At 70.7% G+C, this 16865-nt stretch carries 18 protein-coding genes; 17 read left to right on the plus strand and 1 reads right to left on the minus strand.

All coding sequences use genetic code 11. The features are described 5' to 3' along the window. From Q1V88_RS07890 to Q1V88_RS07940, 11 genes are all read left to right on the plus strand, one after another. The gene (locus tag Q1V88_RS07890) at positions 1–423 is read left to right on the plus strand and encodes a TadE family protein (protein WP_300680212.1); all 423 of its coding nucleotides are present in this window, start codon (positions 1–3) and stop codon (positions 421–423) included. After that, on the plus strand, positions 420–2393 hold the full coding sequence (locus Q1V88_RS07895) for a pilus assembly protein TadG-related protein (RefSeq protein WP_300680213.1): 1974 nt from the start codon (positions 420–422) through the stop codon (positions 2391–2393). Before Q1V88_RS07890 ends, Q1V88_RS07895 begins: the two co-directional genes overlap by 4 nt. After that, positions 2393–3058: a TadE/TadG family type IV pilus assembly protein gene (locus tag Q1V88_RS07900; RefSeq protein ID WP_300680215.1), complete on the plus strand. Its 666-nt coding sequence runs from the start codon at positions 2393–2395 to the stop codon at positions 3056–3058. Before Q1V88_RS07895 ends, Q1V88_RS07900 begins: the two co-directional genes overlap by 1 nt. Further along, the gene (locus tag Q1V88_RS07905) at positions 3058–4776 is read left to right on the plus strand and encodes a hypothetical protein (RefSeq protein WP_300680217.1); all 1719 of its coding nucleotides are present in this window, start codon (positions 3058–3060) and stop codon (positions 4774–4776) included. The genes Q1V88_RS07900 and Q1V88_RS07905 overlap by 1 nt, the downstream gene beginning before the upstream one ends. Positions 4777–4807: 31 nt before the next feature. After that, a complete protein-coding gene (locus Q1V88_RS07910; protein WP_300680220.1) occupies positions 4808–5587 on the plus strand; it encodes a hypothetical protein in 780 nt (259 codons plus the stop codon). 28 nt (positions 5588–5615) lie between these two features. Then, complete coding sequence (locus Q1V88_RS07915; RefSeq protein WP_300680221.1) at positions 5616–5933, plus strand: Dabb family protein; 318 nt, start codon at positions 5616–5618, stop codon at positions 5931–5933. Positions 5934–5986: 53 nt separating this feature from the next. Continuing rightward, positions 5987–7084 (plus strand): NAD(P)H-binding protein, encoded by a 1098-nt coding sequence (locus Q1V88_RS07920; protein ID WP_300680223.1) that lies wholly within the window; start codon positions 5987–5989, stop codon positions 7082–7084. A gap of 189 nt (positions 7085–7273) precedes the next feature. Beyond that, a complete protein-coding gene (locus tag Q1V88_RS07925; protein WP_300680225.1) occupies positions 7274–7636 on the plus strand; it encodes a YraN family protein in 363 nt (120 codons plus the stop codon). Beyond that, on the plus strand, positions 7636–9210 hold the full coding sequence (locus Q1V88_RS07930) for a YifB family Mg chelatase-like AAA ATPase (RefSeq protein WP_300680227.1): 1575 nt from the start codon (positions 7636–7638) through the stop codon (positions 9208–9210). The genes Q1V88_RS07925 and Q1V88_RS07930 overlap by 1 nt, the downstream gene beginning before the upstream one ends. Continuing rightward, positions 9207–10364: a DNA-processing protein DprA gene (gene dprA, locus Q1V88_RS07935; protein ID WP_300680228.1), complete on the plus strand. Its 1158-nt coding sequence runs from the start codon at positions 9207–9209 to the stop codon at positions 10362–10364. The genes Q1V88_RS07930 and dprA overlap by 4 nt, the downstream gene beginning before the upstream one ends. 103 nt (positions 10365–10467) lie before the next feature. Then, positions 10468–11424 carry a tyrosine recombinase XerC gene (locus Q1V88_RS07940; RefSeq protein WP_300680230.1) on the plus strand — a complete coding sequence of 319 codons (957 nt, stop codon included), beginning with the start codon at positions 10468–10470 and terminating at the stop codon, positions 11422–11424. Here Q1V88_RS07940 and Q1V88_RS07945 read toward each other — a convergent pair. Further along, a complete protein-coding gene (locus Q1V88_RS07945; RefSeq protein ID WP_300680232.1) occupies positions 11341–12042 on the minus strand; it encodes a M23 family metallopeptidase in 702 nt (233 codons plus the stop codon). The genes Q1V88_RS07940 and Q1V88_RS07945 overlap by 84 nt on opposite strands. Positions 12043–12403: 361 nt before the next feature. Between Q1V88_RS07945 and rpsB the strand changes: the two genes are divergently transcribed. The 6 genes from rpsB to Q1V88_RS07975 form a co-directional block, all read left to right on the plus strand. Further along, complete coding sequence (gene rpsB, locus Q1V88_RS07950) at positions 12404–13228, plus strand: 30S ribosomal protein S2 (RefSeq protein ID WP_300680234.1); 825 nt, start codon at positions 12404–12406, stop codon at positions 13226–13228. A gap of 40 nt (positions 13229–13268) precedes the next feature. Then, entirely contained in the window at positions 13269–14078 is an 810-nt protein-coding gene (gene tsf / locus Q1V88_RS07955) for a translation elongation factor Ts (protein ID WP_300680237.1), read from the plus strand. A gap of 184 nt (positions 14079–14262) precedes the next feature. Beyond that, positions 14263–14979 carry a UMP kinase gene (gene pyrH / locus Q1V88_RS07960; RefSeq protein WP_300680239.1) on the plus strand — a complete coding sequence of 239 codons (717 nt, stop codon included), beginning with the start codon at positions 14263–14265 and terminating at the stop codon, positions 14977–14979. 68 nt (positions 14980–15047) lie between these two features. After that, positions 15048–15602: a ribosome recycling factor gene (frr, locus tag Q1V88_RS07965; RefSeq protein ID WP_300680248.1), complete on the plus strand. Its 555-nt coding sequence runs from the start codon at positions 15048–15050 to the stop codon at positions 15600–15602. Positions 15603–15619: 17 nt separating this feature from the next. After that, a complete protein-coding gene (locus Q1V88_RS07970) occupies positions 15620–16486 on the plus strand; it encodes a phosphatidate cytidylyltransferase (protein WP_300680241.1) in 867 nt (288 codons plus the stop codon). An 83-nt stretch (positions 16487–16569) separates the two neighbouring features. After that, positions 16570–16865: hypothetical protein (locus tag Q1V88_RS07975; RefSeq protein ID WP_300680243.1), on the plus strand; the 296-nt coding region annotated here is incomplete at its 3' end.

Below are 16865 nucleotides of genomic sequence, written 5' to 3' on the forward strand. Positions count from 1 at the left end.
TTGCGCCGTCATCGCTCTGATGGGCAGCGTGGCGCTGCGGCCGTCGAGTTCGCGCTCGTGGTCGTGCCGCTGCTGATCATCATCTTCGGCACCATCACCTACGGCTTCATGCTCAGCTTCCGGCAGTCGGTGAGCCAGGCCGCCGCCGAGGGAGCACGGGCCATCGCCGTCGCACCGAGCACGGCCGACCGCACCGCGATCGCCTACAGCGCGATCCAGAAGGTGCTCTCGCAGCAGTGCAACACCGGCGTGCTGACCTGCGCGGTCTCGACGCCGGCGTCGTGCTCGACCTGCCTGTCGGTCAAGGTGACCTGGGACTACCAGCACGACAGCAGCAAGCCGAAGCTGCTGTTCGGCTTCATGATCCCGAACACGCTCTCCTTCACCTCGACCACCGAGGTGAACCAGGACGGTACGTCGTGAGGCGGCGCCGGGGCGGCGACCAGCGGGGCGCCGTCGCGGTGATGGTCGGTGCGCTGGTGGTGATCCTCGTGGTCGCCTCGGCCTTCGCCGTCGACCTGGGCAAGCAGCGAGTCGCCCGCGCCGACCTGCAGGCGCTCTCGGACGCGGTGGCGCTCGACGCGGCCCGTCTCCTCGACGGGCGTACGGCCCAGCAGATCATCGCCGGCGACGCCACCCACGCCTCGCTGGCGACCACGGTGGCGAAGAGCCGCCAGCGCAACGCCGACGTGCTCGGCACCATCGACGACGTCACCGGCACCCTGATTTACACCACCACCGACGCCAACGGCGCCCTGGTCCCCAAGCGCACGTCCGCGGGTGTCCTGGTGCCGGTGCCCGGCGGCTCGGTGCCCGACGCTGTCCTGGTCGCCTCGACGGGGACCGTCGGCTTCGCCTTCGCCCCGGTGGTGGGGATCAAGAGCGGCTCGGCGGGCCGGGCCGCGATCGCGAACCGGCAGCCGGCCACGGCGTGCCTCAAGATCGGCTCCTACATCGCTGGGATCGACAGTGCGGACTCGCTGCTGCTCAACCCGCTGCTCAACGTGCTGCTCGGCTCGAACCTGAGCCTGACCGCGGCCGGCTACAACGGCATCGCCGGGGTCGACCTGACCCTGCTCGACCTGCTCAAGCAGGTGCCGCCGCTGGTCGGGCTCGGTGCGACGGTGGGGGACTACACCCAGCTGCTCGGCACCAACGTCTCGGTCTCGGTGCTCCTCCAGGCCGCGATCAACGCGCTGCCGTCCTCGACGCCGCAGACGGTGGTCGCCAACCTCGGGCTGCTCAAGCAGGCGATCACCAAGGCCGAGGTCAGCCTCGGGCTCCTGAACGCGGTCAAGCTCGGCGACCTGCTCGGCCTCAACGTCGGCAACGGCACCGCGCTGGGCGCCGACGTCAACCTGATGGACCTGATCATGACCTCGGTCCAGATCGCCAACACCAAGTCGGCCGTCTCGCTCCCGCTGACCCTGGACACCGCGGCGCTGAGCGCGCTCGGGCTGCCCTCGAACCTGCTCAACCTCAAGGTGCAGGCCAAGGTCGACGTGATCAAGAAGCCGGCTCGTGGCTGCGGGCCGGTCGGCACCCAGGTCCCGACCGACTCCACCAGCGTCGAGCTCGGCATCGGCGCCGGCACCGGGATCGCGGGGACCATCCTCAACGCCGTTCTGGCCGGGCTGGGCGGCAGTCTGTCGATCACCGACACCAACACCGCCAACCCGGCCAACGCCGACGGCAAGCTGGCGCTGGGGGCCACGGTCAAGGTGGCCGCGGCCCAGTCCACCGCCACCCTGACCGGGATCACCTGCGCCGCCGCCGGGGACTCCTCTGCGGTCGAGAGCGTCAGTGCGACGGTGGCGTCGACCGCCGCCTCGCTCAGCGCCAGCATCGACCCGATCCGGATCCAGCTCGGCCTGCTCAACCAGCCCTCGTGGTGGCCGAGCTGGCTGCCCTGGCTCGCCTCGGTCAACACCGACCTGACCCTGACGATCCCGTCGGTGAGCACGACCCCGCCGCCGACCTCGGCCCCGCAGACCTTCACCCATCCGCCGATGGACTGGAACCAGCCGCTGAAGTACAACCTCGGCACCAGTAGCTCCGGCACCCTGATCAGCGGCGTCTCGGTCGGGGCGCTCAAGATCAACGGCTCGATCACCGTGACGATCCTCGGCGTGGCCACCACGATCAACATCAACAACGGCGGCCACAAGGACATCCTCGACGTCACCGTCGGCAACGCCGTCGAGGGCGTGCTCAAGCTGCTCAACGACGTCATCATCGGGCCGGTGGTGAACTCGCTGGTCAACCCGCTGCTCACCGGTCTCAACGCCCTGATCGCGGGTCCGCTCGGAAGCCTGCTCGGCCTGACCTTGGCCGGGGCCGACGTCTACGCGGTCCCGCACCCGACCTGCGGGGGACCCCGGTTGGTCGGCTGATGGTCCTGGGCCATCTGACCTCTAGACAACTAGGCGAAAGGCCTAGTCCTTTCGGGCCATATCTCCGGGATCTGCCTCTCGTCGACCCCGGAGGCAGACCTATCGTGACGGCATTCGGGTTTCGGACTATCCGGTGTGCATGGGGGGGTGCGCGGGTGGTAGGCGAGGGGGCACGACCAGTGAAGACTCAAGGACGAGTAGCAGGGCACAGACACGGGCGGGGCGCGGCGGCGGTCGAGCTGGCGCTCGTCCTCCCGCTGTTGTGTCTGCTGTTGTTCGGGATCATCAGCTACGGCTACATGCTGAGCTTCCGCCAGGCGATCAGCCAGGCCTCGGCCGAGGGGGCCCGAGCGGCGGCGGTCGCGCCGGGCGCCACCTCCTCCACGGACCGGCTGGCCCGGGCCGAGCAGGCCGTCACGAGTGGGCTCGGGACCTACGGGATCAGCTGCGTCAACGGCGTACTGCGGCGTGATGGGGCCACGGTCGGGACCTGCTCCATCTCCTCGCCGCAGGCCTGCAGCGGGGCGGCGGTCGCCGGATCACGGTGCGTCAAGGTGACGTTGGACTATCGCTACCGGGACCACAGCCTGCTGCCGTCGTTCCCCGGCCTGGGGATCGTGCTGCCGAGCAGCCTCACCTACGGCTCGGAGGCCGAGGTCTCCTGATGCGGCGCGGGGGCGAGCGGGGCGCGGTGCTGCCGATCATGGCGATGATGGTCACGATCGTCATCACCGCCGCCGCGTTCGCCGTCGACCTCGGGGTGCAGCGGGTCGCTCGCCGCGACATGCAGGCCGTCTCCGACGTGGTCGCCCTCGACGTCGCCCGGCTGGTGGACGGCCGGACGCGGGCGCAGATCGTGGCCGGCACCGGCGCCTCCCCGGCCAAGCGGACCCTCGCTGCGGTGGTCGCCGACTCGATCGCCCGCAACACCGCCGACGCCGTCGGCTCGACCCCGGCCGTCTCCGTGTACCTGGTCAAGGCCGACGCCACCGGGGCCTATCCGCGGTCCGGGGGAGTGCCGGTCCAGGTGCTCACCGGTGAGGTGCCGAACGCTGTCGTCGTGACCGCCTCGACCTCGGTCCGCTTCGTCTTCGGCACGATCGCCGGGGTGCGTGACGGCGGTGCCGGACGCTCCGCGCTCGCCCGTGCCCTCGCCCCGACGCTCTGCTTCTCCGTCGGCACCGACGCGCTCGCGCTGACCACCGACCACAGCGCGCTCAGCCCGCTGCTCTCGACGCTGCTCTCGGGGAAGATCAAGGCGGTCGGGTACGACGGCCTGGTGAGCGCCCAGAACCTGCAGGTGCCGCTGGCGGGCCTGATGACGAACCTCGGCGTCGGCACCGTCGACCAGCTCGCCACCACCCAGGTGACGATCTCGCAGCTCGCGCTCGCCTCGGTCGCCGCCATCACGGCCCAGGAACCGACCGCCGACGTCTCCGCACTGAGCTCGTTGCTCCACCTTCCGGTGACGGTGCCGGCGATCACGCTCGGCTCGATCCTGGCCCTCACCACGGGCGGACCGACCAGCGGCCTGAGCGGGTCCGTCAACGCCCTCGACCTGGTCACCGCGGCGGTGGTGGCCGCCAGCGGGAACAGTGCGCTGGCCGGGTCGCTGCTGGTGCCCGGCCTGGCGGGGGTGAGCTTCACCTTCATCCAGCCGCCCCAGATCGCCTGCGGGGCGCCGACCGACTCGCCGCAGCCGTTCGCAGCCGGGGCACAGGTCCAGCTCGACGTCGACGTGCCGCTCAGCGCGACCGCGGCCCTGGGCGTGACGTCGGGGAGGGTGGCCCTCGCGGTCAAGGTCGCCAGCGGCGACGCCACCCTCACCGGCCTCGGCTGCACCCCGGAGAGCGCGACCTTCCTGGTCCACACCGGTGCGGCGGTGGTGCCCCCGGACCGGAGCACGGTGGAGCTCAACGTGACGCTGGCGAAGTTCCTCGACTTCGTCCCGGGTCTGGGCACGCTGCTGGCCCTCGCCCTGCGGGCCCTCGGCCTGGACCCGGTCGGTCTGGTCGCGAAGGTCGGTGCGGCGATCGTGAGCGACACCCGCTCCGGTGTCGTGATCACCTACCCGCCGGCACCCGCGCTCCCGCCGACGTACACGGTCTCGGGCAGTCACGGCAGCGTGCTGAACCTGACCGCGGCCGACGTCCAGCTCTCCACCGCGTCGAACGCGATCGGGGGAGTGCTGGGCAGCCTGCTCAACCCGACGCTCTCGGCTGTGACCGGCGGGGTGGTCACGCCGCTGCTCAACACGGTGGTCTCGCCGCTGCTGTCGAGCCTGATCCTGCCGTTGCTCTCGAAGCTGGGGATCACGCTGGGCAACACCGACATCACGGTGCGGGGCAGGCCCGACTGTGGCGGGGTGCAGCTGATCGGCTGACGCCCGTCCGCAGTTCGTATATCATCTACACATGATCGATGCGGAGACCGTGATCCCTCCGGCGCGGGTGGCCACGGCGGCGACCAAGGGGCGCCGGTTCGCCCTGGTGCTGCCGTCCACCAACACCTCGGTGGAGCGCGAGTTCCACCACCTGCGGCCCGAGGACTGCAGCTGGCACACCGGTAGGATCATGATCTCGGCTCCGGCGCTCGACTCGGCCGACGCGTTCGGCCTCTTCCGCGAGTGCCTCAACGAGGCGCTGCCCTCGGCGCTGGAGATCGTGATGACCTGCCGGCCCGACTATGTCGTGATGGGGATGAGCGCGGAGACGTTCTGGGGCGGCGTGGCCGGCAATGCCGCCTTCGAGCAGAACGTCCGCGACCTGACCGGCCTCGAGGTCACCACCGGCGCGACGGCGGCGGGGGAGGCACTGCGGGCCTTCGGTGCTCGTCGGATCGGCATCGTGACGCCGTACCAGCCGGTCGGCGACGAGCAGGTGGTCGCGTACTTCACCGAGCTCGGCTTCGAGGTGGCGGCCATCACCGGGCTGTGCTCGGCCTCGGCCACCTCGATCGCCGAGGAGTCTCCCGAGACGCTGCGTGAGGCGTTCCTCTCCGTCGACGGCCCCGATGTCGACGCACTCATCCAGTGCGGCACGAACCTGGAGTGCGTCGCCGTGGCCGCCGAGCTCGAGCGGGAGCTCGGCAAGCCGGTGATCGCGATCAACGTCGCCACCATGTGGCACGCCTTCCGGGCCAACGGCATCGACGCCCGGATCCACGGCCACGGCTCGCTGCTCGAGCTGCACTGACCCGCACTCACCAACGAAGGACTGACGCATGTTCCACCACGTAGGCCACCTGACCCTCGTCCCCGAGATCACCGCCGGCCAGCTCGACGCGATCACCGAGGCCCTGCTGGGGCTGCCCGGCCAGATCCCGGGCCTGCTCGGCGGGGAGGTGGCGCCCGATGCTGGCCTGAGCGAGGGCAACGCGACACTGCGGTTCCACATGCGCTTCGACTCCGAGGAGTCGTGGCGCGCCTACGGCTCGCACCCCGCGCACGTCGCGGTCGTCACCGAGCACATCGTCCCTGTCCTGGTCGGCAAGGCCTTCGTGCAGTACGACGACGCGGCGGTCCGCTCGGCGTCGGTCTGAGTGAACTTGGAGGAAGGGTTCCCCGCCCCTCGCAATGAATATATGATCTACATATGGCTTTCAGTACGATCACCGACCTCGATGTCGCCGCCGCCCAGACCCACAGTCGCGAGCTGAGGGCACGGCTGCTGGCCAGCACCTCCGACACCTACGTCACCGGCCCGACCGGGCAGGGCGACGGCGAGCGGGTCGTCGTTCTGGGCGGCACCGGCTACATCGGGCGGGCGCTCGTCCCCGAGCTGGTCCGACGCGGGTACGCCCCCGTCGTGCTGGCCCGCTCGGCCGAGGTGAAGAACGAACCCGAGTTCGCGGGCGCCGAGGTCGTGGTCGGCGATCCGACCCGGGCTGGCGACGTGGTCACCGCCGTGGCCGGTGGTCCCACGGCGGTCGTGATCTCGCTGCTGAGCGGTCGGCGCCCCAACGACGCCGAGGAGTGCCGCCAGGTCGATCACGAGGCGGTGGTCAACGGGATCCGGGCCGCCGTGGCCCACCGGGTCCGCCAGTTCATCCAGATCAGCGACTTCGGCGCCTACCGGCCCGAGCTGATCCCGCAGGTCTACAAGCTCCAGGTCGAGGGGGAGCTGATCGGCCAGCACCACGGCGCGCTGCCCTGGACGATCATCCGCCCCACGGCGTACTACCCCTACATGTCGGCGACCTTCGGTGACGTCAAGAACGGCCTGAAGTACCGGATCTTCGACCACGGCGAGTACAGCGTGGTCAACCCGATCGCCCGGGAGGACCTGGCCGAGTTCATCGTCAACCAGGTGCTCGACGACGACGCCCTGGGCCGGGTGCTGCCGGTCGGCGGGCCGTGGACGGCCGACAACACCGTCACCCTCAAGGGCGCCGGCGAGATGATGTTCGAGGTCAACGGCCGCACCCCGGAGTGGGAGGTCGTCACGATGGCGTCGTGGGACAAGAAGATCGCGCGCCTGACCAGGCTGGGCAGGTACTCCAAGCAGCTCAAGCCGGTCGCCTACTACCTGGAGGCGGCGAAGTACTGGTCCGTGGTCGACCACGTCGCGCCGTCCTACGGGCATCGGACGCTGCGCCAGTTCATGGACAAGCTGGTCGACCGTGAGTGGCCGACCGGGAGCTTCCGGGAGCGGATGAAGAGCGGCACCAATGTGATGCCGACCGACGTCTGAAGGCTCGGCGCCCCGCACTCGTCCCATCTGCCTCATCCGTCCCGCCGAAGGCCCCGAACCCTCCCCAGGGTCCGGGGCCTTCGGCGTTCCTCCACAGGCACGGGCGCTCGCCCGATCGACGGGTCGGGTAGCGCGCACGCTGAAGGCCGGTCGCGAACCCGTCGCGGCCCTGGCGGACAGGAGTGGGCGATGGTCAGGACGGCGGCGCAACGGCTCGGGGCCGAGGGCGAGGAGCTGGCAGCGGCCCTGCTGCGGAGCAAGGGGATGGTGGTGCTCGACCGGAACTGGCGATGCTCGGTCGGCGAGCTCGACCTGGTTCTGCGCGATGGCGGTGATCTGGTTGCCTGTGAGGTCAAGACCCGCCGCGGGCTGCGTTGCGGGACGCCGCACGAGGCGATCACAGCGACCAAGCTGGAACGGCTCCGCGTCCTGATCGCCCGCTGGGCCGCCGAGCGCGGGCTGCGCCCGGCGGGGGTGCGGATCGATCTCGTCGCCGTGCTCAAGCCGCCCGGCGGCGAGGCCACCCTCGATCACGTCCGGGGCCTGCTCTGATGTTCGCGCGCACGCACACCGTCGCGCTCGCCGGCGCCCTCGGTCACCTGATCGACGTCCAGGCCGACGTCTCCAGCGGCACGCCCGGCACCACCCTGGTCGGCCGCGCCGACGCGATGCTCAACGAGGGCCGCGATCGAGCCCGGATGGCGGTGCAGAACAGCGGCCTGGACTGGCCGGTCAACCAACGCGTCACCGTGCTGCTCTCACCCGCCGACGTGCCGAAGGTCGGCACCCACTACGACCTCGCGATCGCGGTCGCTGTGCTCGCCGCGACCGGCGTGCTGGCACCCGAGGTGCTCGGCGGTCTGACCCTGATCGGAGAGCTGGCCCTCGACGGCGGCCTGCGCCCGGCAGCGGGCGTCCTGCCGATGGTGCTGGCCTCGGTGCGCCACGGTGTGCACCGCGTGATCGTGCCCGAGACCCAGGTCGGCGAGGCGATGATGGTGCCCGGCGTCGACGTGCTCGGGATGCGCTCGCTGGCCCAGGTGGTCGCCGAGCTGCGTCACGACGAGATGCCCAGCGCCGAGCCGGTGCGCGGGGTGCCGGCCAGCACCTTCCTCGGGTGGCGCGGCCAGGAGCGTCTGAGCGAGGTCGACATGGCCGACCTGCGCGGACTGGCCGACGCCAAGTTCGCGGCACAGGTCGCCGCCGCCGGCGGCCACCATCTGCTGCTCTCGGGGCCCAAGGGGTGCGGCAAGACCTCGGTCGCCGAACGGCTCCCGACACTGCTGCCCGACCTGGAGCCCGACGTCGCCGTCGAGCTGACCGCCCTGCGCTCCCTCGCCGGCCGACTCGACCCGGCCGAGGGCCTGCCGCGGCGCCCGCCCTACACCGCACCGCACCACGATGCGAGCAAGGCGGCGCTGGTCGGCGGTGGCTCAGGCAAGGTCAGCCCCGGCCTGATCAGCCTCGCCCACGGCGGCGTCGTCTTCCTCGACGAGTTCCCGCACTTCCGGGCAGACGTGATCGACGCGCTGCGCGACCCGATGGAGAACGGCGACATCACCGTCTCCCGGGGCGAGGAGACGGTCAGGCTCCCCGCCCGTGCCCTGGTCGTGCTCGCCGCCAACCAGTGCGCCTGCGGCAACGAGGGGAGTCCTCGAGCGGTGTGCCGATGTCGCGCGACCGAGAAGCGCGACTACCAACGTCGGATGAGCGGGCCGGTGCTCGACCGGATCGACATCACCCGCCAGCTCCGCCCCTCGGTGCCCGGCGACCAGGACGGACCTGCGGGCGCCAGTGCCGAGATCCGGGAGGCGGTCGTCCGGGCCCGGGCGCGCCAGTCCGATCGCTACGCGGGCACCGGCTGGCGGCTCAACAGCGACGTGCCGGCCGTCGCGCTGCGCGAGGAGTGGCCGCTGGCGCCCGACGCGGCCCGCGAGCTGGACGGCGCGATGGGGCAGGGCGTGCTCACCCACCGCGCCATCGTCAGGGTGCAGCGCCTCGCCTGGACGCTGGCGGACCTGGGCGAACGGGAGCGGCCCGGCATCGCCGAGCTGCACGCCGCCCTCGCGCTGCGCACCGGGGCGCCGCTGCCCGAGCGCCTCGTCCGGGGCGGAGGCCTGCGATGAGCCCGGCGAGCCTGGAGGAGGAGCGCCGCGACCGGCTGGTGCTGAGCCTGATCTTCGAGCCCGGCGATCCCCGCGTGGCCGACCTGGTCGAGCGCTTCGGGGCGCCACGGGCACTGGAGCTGATACGGGCCAACCTGCTGGCCGCCGAGGTCGTCACCGATGCCGCCCAGCGTCTGACGGCGCTGCGGCCCGACACGGTCCTCGACGTCGGCGCCCAGATCGGTGCGCGCTACGTGATCCCCGGCGACGAGGAGTGGCCCGCCCCGCTGGAGGACCTGGTCCATGCGGGGCAGCTCTCCGGGCGCGGGGGAGTGCCGCTCGGTCTGTGGGTGCGCGGCCAACGCCTGGACCGGCTCGTGCCGCGCGTGGCCATCGTCGGATCGCGGTCGGCGACGACGTACGGCGTCGAGCAGGCCGCCCTGATCGCAGCCGAGTGCACCCACGCGGGCCACGTCGTCGTCTCCGGCGGGGCGTTCGGGATCGACATCGCCGCCCATCGCGCCACCCTGGCCGCCGGCGGCAGCACCATCGTCGCGCTCGCCCACGGCCTCGACCGGGTCTACCCGGTCGCCCACGCTCCGATCGTGGAGGCCGCGCTCGCCACCGGGGCGATGGTCTCGGAGCTGGCACCGGGCACCGCGCCGATGCAGCTGCGCTTCCTGGCCCGCAACCGCCTGATCGCGGGCCTGGCGGCCGGCACCGTGATCGTGGAGGCCGGGGTGCGCAGCGGGGCCTTGAACACCGCCAACTGGACCAGTCGACTCTCGCGTCCGCTGATGGCTGTGCCGGGGCCGACCACCAGCTCGGCCTCACGTGGCACCCACGAGCTGATCCGTTCCGGCGCGGCGGTCCTGACCGCCACCGGACCCGAGGTCGTCGAGCTCCTGACGGGCCCCGGCGAGGTCACGGTGGCGCCGCTGCGAGCACCCACCCGACGCCGCGACCGGCTCGACACCCGATCCCGGCAGCTGCTGGAGGCGGTGCCGCTGGCCCGGCCGGCCGACGTCAGCCGGATCGCGACGGTGGCCGGGATCGGGCTGCTCGACGCCCAGCGGATGATCCGCCGCCTGGAGGAGCAGCGGCTCGTCGTCTTCGAGGCCGGCGGCTGGCGGCTGGCGAGTCCCGACGAGCCGGCCGAGGACCTCCCGCCCTAGTGGCTCGTGTCAGACGTTGGTGGTCGGTTCGCGCACTCGGGGCACGCACCCCGAGCACGCCAACCATCTCCAAACCTCTGACACGAGCCACTAGGCTGAGGCGATGAGCGAGCAGCACCTCGACGAGGCGCCTGAGGCGCCCGAGGCGCTGAGTGAGGTCTGGGCGCGCCTGCTGGGCGACTACGAACGGCACCTGGTCAGTGAGCGGGACCTGACCCCGCACTCGGTGCGGGCCTACGTCGGCGACATCGCCCAGCTCCTCGACCACGCCACCCGACTCGGGGTGGACAGTGTCGACGGGATCGACCTGCGCCTGTTGCGCAGCTGGCTCGCCAAGCAGCAGAGCCTGGGACGCTCCCGGACGACGCTGTCGCGGCGTGCGACGGCCGCCCGGGTGTTCACCGCCTGGCTCGCCCGCACCGGCCGCATCCCGACCGACGTCGGCGCCACGCTCGGCTCACCCAAGGCACTGCGCCCGCTCCCGGCGGTGCTGCGCGCCGACGAGGCCGAGGACCTGATCCGCCAGGCCGTCGCCGCCGCTGACGACGGCAGCCCGGTCGGACTCCGGGACGTGGCGATGCTCGAGGTGCTCTACGCCACCGGGGTCCGTGTCGGCGAGCTCGTCGGCCTCGACGTGGACGACGTGGACGCCGACCGCCGGGTCGTGCGGGTTCTGGGCAAGGGGCGCAAGGAGCGCACCGTGCCCTACGGCGTCCCCGCTGCCCAGGCGCTCGAGGCGTGGCTGCGCCGCGGCCGACCCGCGATCGTGGCTGAGGGCGCCGGTCCGGCCCTGTTCCTCGGGGCACGCGGACGTCGGATCGACCAGCGTGCGGTCCGCACCCTGGTCCATCGGCGGATCGCGGAGGTCCCCGGCGCCCCCGACATCGGGCCGCACGGCCTGCGGCACAGCGCCGCCACCCACCTGCTGGAGGGCGGCGCCGACCTGAGGTCGGTCCAGGAGCTGCTGGGCCACGCCTCACTGGCGACCACCCAGCTCTACACCCACGTCAGCACCGACCGGCTGCGACGAGCGTTCACGCAGGCGCACCCACGCGCCTGACCCGGCCCACGCTCCCACCGTCGCGGCAGCGCCAGCACCACCAGCGGGCCGACCCACGACGCCGTCGGCCACCGGTTGGTCGCGCCACAGCGGCAGCAGCCGCACCCGGCGGAGCCCGATCAGGGAGAGCGGATCGAGGTAGACGTCGTCGGCGTCGCGGATCAGCCCCCAGTGCAGGCAGAGCCGCTCGGCGCAGTGCGAGCCGACCAGCGCCATCGTCCCGACCGCCTGCCCGGCGCTGACCGGCGTGCCGCGGGCGAGGGCGGCGATCACCGGCTGATAGGTGGTCCGGACCGTCCCGGTGTCCACGACGACGATCGGCACTCCGGCGATCACCCCGACGAAGCTCACCCAGCCCGCCGTGGCGCTGCGCACCTCCTGGCCGGCCCGGGCGGCCAGGTCGACCCCGCGGTGGCCCGCGCCCCAGACCAGGTCCGGCGGATCGAACGCGCGCAGCACCTGCGGCTGCGGGCTCAGCGGCCACACGCCCTGCGGATCCGGCTCCCCGACGGCCTGCGCGGCTCCGAGTGAACCGATCCAGACGACGACGAGGATGAGAGCGGCGGGAAGCCGGGTCCGCACGGCGCCGGCGGAGCGGCGCGAAGGGCTGCTGGGCATGGCCCCACGCTGCCCGCACCACGCCTCCGGACGCAGCGAGACGGCACCGTCGTGTGGACAGAGGCCACGCAGCCACGACGGTGGAGGGCAGGTGGTCCGTCGAGGGACACGAGTGTCGGACGGGACGGGGGAGCGTGGGATTGGCTCTTGCGCCCGGCGAACGTCTACGCTGGCTGAAGCAACCTTCACGGGTTGACTTCGCGCGTCCGCAGGCCGCGTCACTCCGGTCCAGGCCGGGGTGATCCTCCGCGGGCGTGACCTGAAGGTCCTGAGCGATCAGGTCGGGTCACGCGCAGACGCCAGGGCTTGCACGGCGACCGTCGTACGAGCAGCAAACTGAAACTAGCAACTGGAGAAAATCATGGCAGTCGTGACCATGCGCCAGCTCCTCGAGAGCGGCGTCCACTTCGGACACCAGACCCGTCGTTGGAACCCGAAGATGAAGCGCTTCATCGTCACCGAGCGCAACGGCATCTACATCATCGACCTGCAGCAGTCGCTGGCCTACATCGACCGCTCCTACGCCTTCATCAAGGAGACGGTCGCCAAGGGCGGCACGATCCTGTTCGTCGGCACCAAGAAGCAGGCCCAGGAGGCCATCGCCGAGCAGGCCACGCGCGTCGGCCAGCCCTACGTCAACCAGCGTTGGCTCGGCGGCATGCTCACCAACTTCCAGACCGTGCACCAGCGGATCAACCGCATGAAGGAGCTCGAGGAGCTCGACTTCGACAACGTTGCCGGTTCGGGCCGCACCAAGAAGGAACTCCTTCAGATGCGTCGCGAGAAGGACAAGCTGACGAAGACCCTCGGTGGTCTGCGTGACATGGGTCGCGTTCCGTCGGCCGTCTGGATCGTCGACACCAACAAGGAGCACCTCGCCGTCGAGGAGGCGCGCAAGCTCCGCATCCCGATCGTCGCGATCCTGGACTCCAACTGCGACCCCGACGACGTCGACTTCCCGATCCCGGGTAACGACGACGCCATCCGCGCCGTCGGTCTGCTCACCCGCGTCGTCGCCGACGCCGTCGCCGAGGGCCTGATCGCCCGCTCCGGCGCGAAGAGCACCGAGGGTGCTGCTGAGCCGCTGGCCGAGTGGGAGCGCGAGCTGCTCGAGACCCCCGCCGCTGAGGCTCCGGCCGCTGAGGCCACCGAGGCCCCCGCGACCGAGGCTCCGGCCGAGGCCTGATCCGCCCACTTTCGTACCGACGCACCAGAAAAGGAACGACATGGCTTACACCGCTGCCGACGTCAAGAAGCTCCGTGAGCTGACCCAGGCCGGCATGATGGACTGCAAGAAGGCGCTCGACGAGACCGACGGCGACTTCGACAAGGCCGTCGAGCTGCTCCGCGTCAAGGGTGCTGCCAAGGCTGCCGCCCGTGCCGCTGAGCGCGAGGCCTCCGCCGGCCTGGTGGCCGCTTCGGGCAACGCCCTGATCAGCCTCAAGGCCGAGACGGACTTCGTCGCGAAGAACGAGGCGTTCATCACCGCTGCGCAGGCCATCGCCGACGCCGCCGACGCCAACAAGGTCGGCGACGCCGAGGCGCTCAAGGCTGTCTCGCTGGGCGACAAGACCGTCGGCGAGACCGTCGACGAGCTGGCCCGCACCATCGGCGAGAAGATCGAGCTCGGTGAGGTCGCCTACTTCGACGGCACCACCACGGTCTACCTGCACAAGAAGGCCTCCGACCTTCCCCCGACCCTGGGCGTTCTCGTCCAGTTCGAGGGTGACGAGGCTGCCGCCAAGCAGGCTGCTCAGCAGGCCGCTGCACTCAAGGCCCAGTTCCTCACCTCCGACGAGGTCCCCGCGGACGTCGTCGAGAAGGAGAAGGACGTCCTGACCAAGAAGACGCTGGAGGAGGGCAAGCCGGAGGCTGCCGTCGCCAAGATCGTCGAGGGTCGGATCGGCGCCTTCTTCAAGGAGATCGTCCTGCTCGACCAGGAGTCGGTCTTCGAGGCGAAGAAGAGCGTCAAGCAGGTTCTCGACGCTGCCAACACCTCCGTCACGCGCTTCGCGCGTTTCGAGGTCGGCGCCTGAGCCTGATCGCCTAGATCTCACCAGAACCCGCCCGGGTCACCCGGGCGGGTTCTGTGATTTCTGACGCCTTCACTGCCCTCGAACCCGGGCCGCACCCGGGTCGGAGCCCGAGCGTCGCCCCGGGCGAGCCTGGCGCGGCGTACGGCGGTTAGTGCGACGGCCCCGGGTCCGATACGGTTTCGGGGTGCCAGTTGCGTTCAAGCGGGTCCTGCTCAAGCTCTCCGGCGAGGTCTTCGGTGGCGGGGAGGTCGGGGTCGACCCCGACGTCGTGTCGGCGATCGCACACGAGATCAAGGCCGTCGTCGATGCCGGCGTCCAGGTCGCCATCGTCACCGGTGGTGGCAACTTCTTCCGCGGCGCCGAGCTCCAGCAGCGCGGCATGGACCGTGTCCGCGCCGACTACATGGGCATGCTCGGCATCGTGATGAACTGCCTGGCGCTCCAGGACTTCCTGGAGAAGCTCGGCGTGGACACCCGCGTCCAGACCGCGATCACGATGGGTCAGGTCGCCGAGCCGTACATCCCGCGCCGCGCCATCCGGCACATGGAGAAGGGCCGCGTCGTGATCTTCGGCGCCGGCATGGGCATGCCCTACTTCTCCACCGACACCGTCGCCGTCCAGCGGGCCCTGGAGAGCCACTGCGACGCCGTCCTGGTCGGCAAGAACGGCGTCGACGGCGTCTACTCCGCCGACCCGAACCAGGACCCGACGGCGACGAAGTACGACCACCTGACCTACGACGAGGCGATCACCAAGGGTCTCAAGATCATGGACCAGACGGCCTTCACGCTCTGCCGTGAGAACAAGATGCCGATGGTCGTCTTCGGCATGGAGCCCGAAGGCAACATTCTGCGCGTCGTGCAGGGTGAGAAGATTGGCACGCTCGTCAGCGCCGGCTGAGCAGCCTCCGCGACGTACGCGAACGAACTAGACCCGATCAGACCAGATCAGACCAGGGAGCAGCAGTGATCAACGACATCCTCAACGAGGCCGACGACAAGATGGGCAAGTCCGTCGAGGCGACCAAGGAGGACTTCAACACGATCCGTGCCGGTCGCATCACGCCCGCGGTCTTCAGCAAGCTCACCGCCGAGTACTACGGCACCCAGACGCCCCTGCAGCAGCTGGCCACCTTCACCAGCCCGGAGCCGCGCGTGATCAACATCGCGCCCTTCGACATCAGCGCGATGGGCGCCATCGAGCGCTCGATCCGCGACTCCGACCTCGGCATCAACCCGTCCAACGACGGCAAGATCCTGCGCGCAGTCTTCCCCGACCTGACCGAGGAGCGCCGCAAGGAGTTCATCAAGCTGGCCAAGGAGAAGGCCGAGCACGGTCGCGTCGCGGTCCGCCAGGTCCGCCAGAAGGCCAAGCAGAACCTGGAGAAGCTGGAGAAGGACGGCGAGGTCGGCAAGGACGACGTCACCGGTGCCGAGAAGCGCCTCGACGCACTGACCAAGAAGCACACCGAGGTCATCGACGAGCTGCTCAAGTCCAAGGAAGCCGAGCTGCTCGAGGTCTGACCTCGAGCTCGGAACACATGTCGCAATCCTCCACTCCGGCAGCGAAGGACCACGGTCGCGCTGGCCGTGACCTCAAGGCTGCCATCGGCTCGGCGGTCGTCCTCCTGGCGCTCGTCGCCGCGACCCTCTTCTTCTGGAAGACGGCCTTCCTTGCGATGGTGGTGACCGTCCTGGTCGTCGCCATCTGGGAGCTGCGTCGCGGACTCCTGGTCAAGGAGATCGACCTGCCGGAGCAGCCGCTGATGATCGGCGGCGCGGTGATGATCGTGGTCGCCTACTTCTGGGGCGCTCCCGCCCTGGTCACGGCGACCGCGGTGACGGCGCTGGTGCTGATGCTCTGGCTGCTGCACCGCGGCATCGACGGCTACGTCAGGACCGCCACCGCTGCGGTCTTCACCCTGATCTACCTGCCGTTCCTGGGCTCGTTCGTCGCGCTGATGCTCGCCGAGGGCGGCACCTGGCGCGAGACCGGGATCGACGACGGGGTCAAGGGGATCATCACCTTCGTGCTGGTCACCGTCGCCTCGGACACCGGCGGGTACGTCGCCGGCGTGCTGTTCGGCCGCCACCCGATGGCCCCGGTGATCTCGCCGAAGAAGTCCTGGGAGGGCTTCGTCGGCTCGGTGGTCGCCTCTTGCATCGCGGGCGTGCTGCTGGTCGTGCTGATGCTCGACGGCGACTGGTGGGTCGGCATCGCCCTGGGCGTGATCGGCGCCAGCATGGCGGTGCTCGGCGACCTGGTCGAGTCCGTGATCAAGCGGGACCTGGGCGTCAAGGACATGAGCCAGGTCATCCCCGGTCACGGCGGCATCATGGACCGGCTCGACTCGCTGCTGGCCACGATCGCCCCGATCTGGCTGCTGCTGCACTACACGGTCTTCTGACCCGCTCGGGCGCGTTGCACCTCCCCAACGCGGCCGGGCGGGCGTAGCCTCGAAGGGTCAGACCTCAACGTCGAGGAGACCCGATGAGCCACGCACACTCCGCACTGCCCGTCGTCTCGCGAGCCTGGCGCCACCAGGACCACCCGGTGGTGACACCGCTGAGCGGGTTCTTCTCCGGACTCGTCTTCGTGGTGCTGGTGCCCGCGCTCTTCGCCGCGGTGCTCAACGCGATCTTCCCCCGGCACACGGTCCAGGACCTGTTCCCGTCCGTGGTGCTGGCGTTGGTCGTCCCGATCGCGCTGGTGGCCCGGCCCCACACCCGGCGGTTCGGCGCGTACTTCTTCCTCGGCATGGTCGGCACCGTGGTCGCCGTCCTGGG

Origin of the sequence: Nocardioides sp. (genome assembly GCF_030150155.1) — a bacterium.
Taxonomy (GTDB): domain Bacteria; phylum Actinomycetota; class Actinomycetes; order Propionibacteriales; family Nocardioidaceae; genus Nocardioides.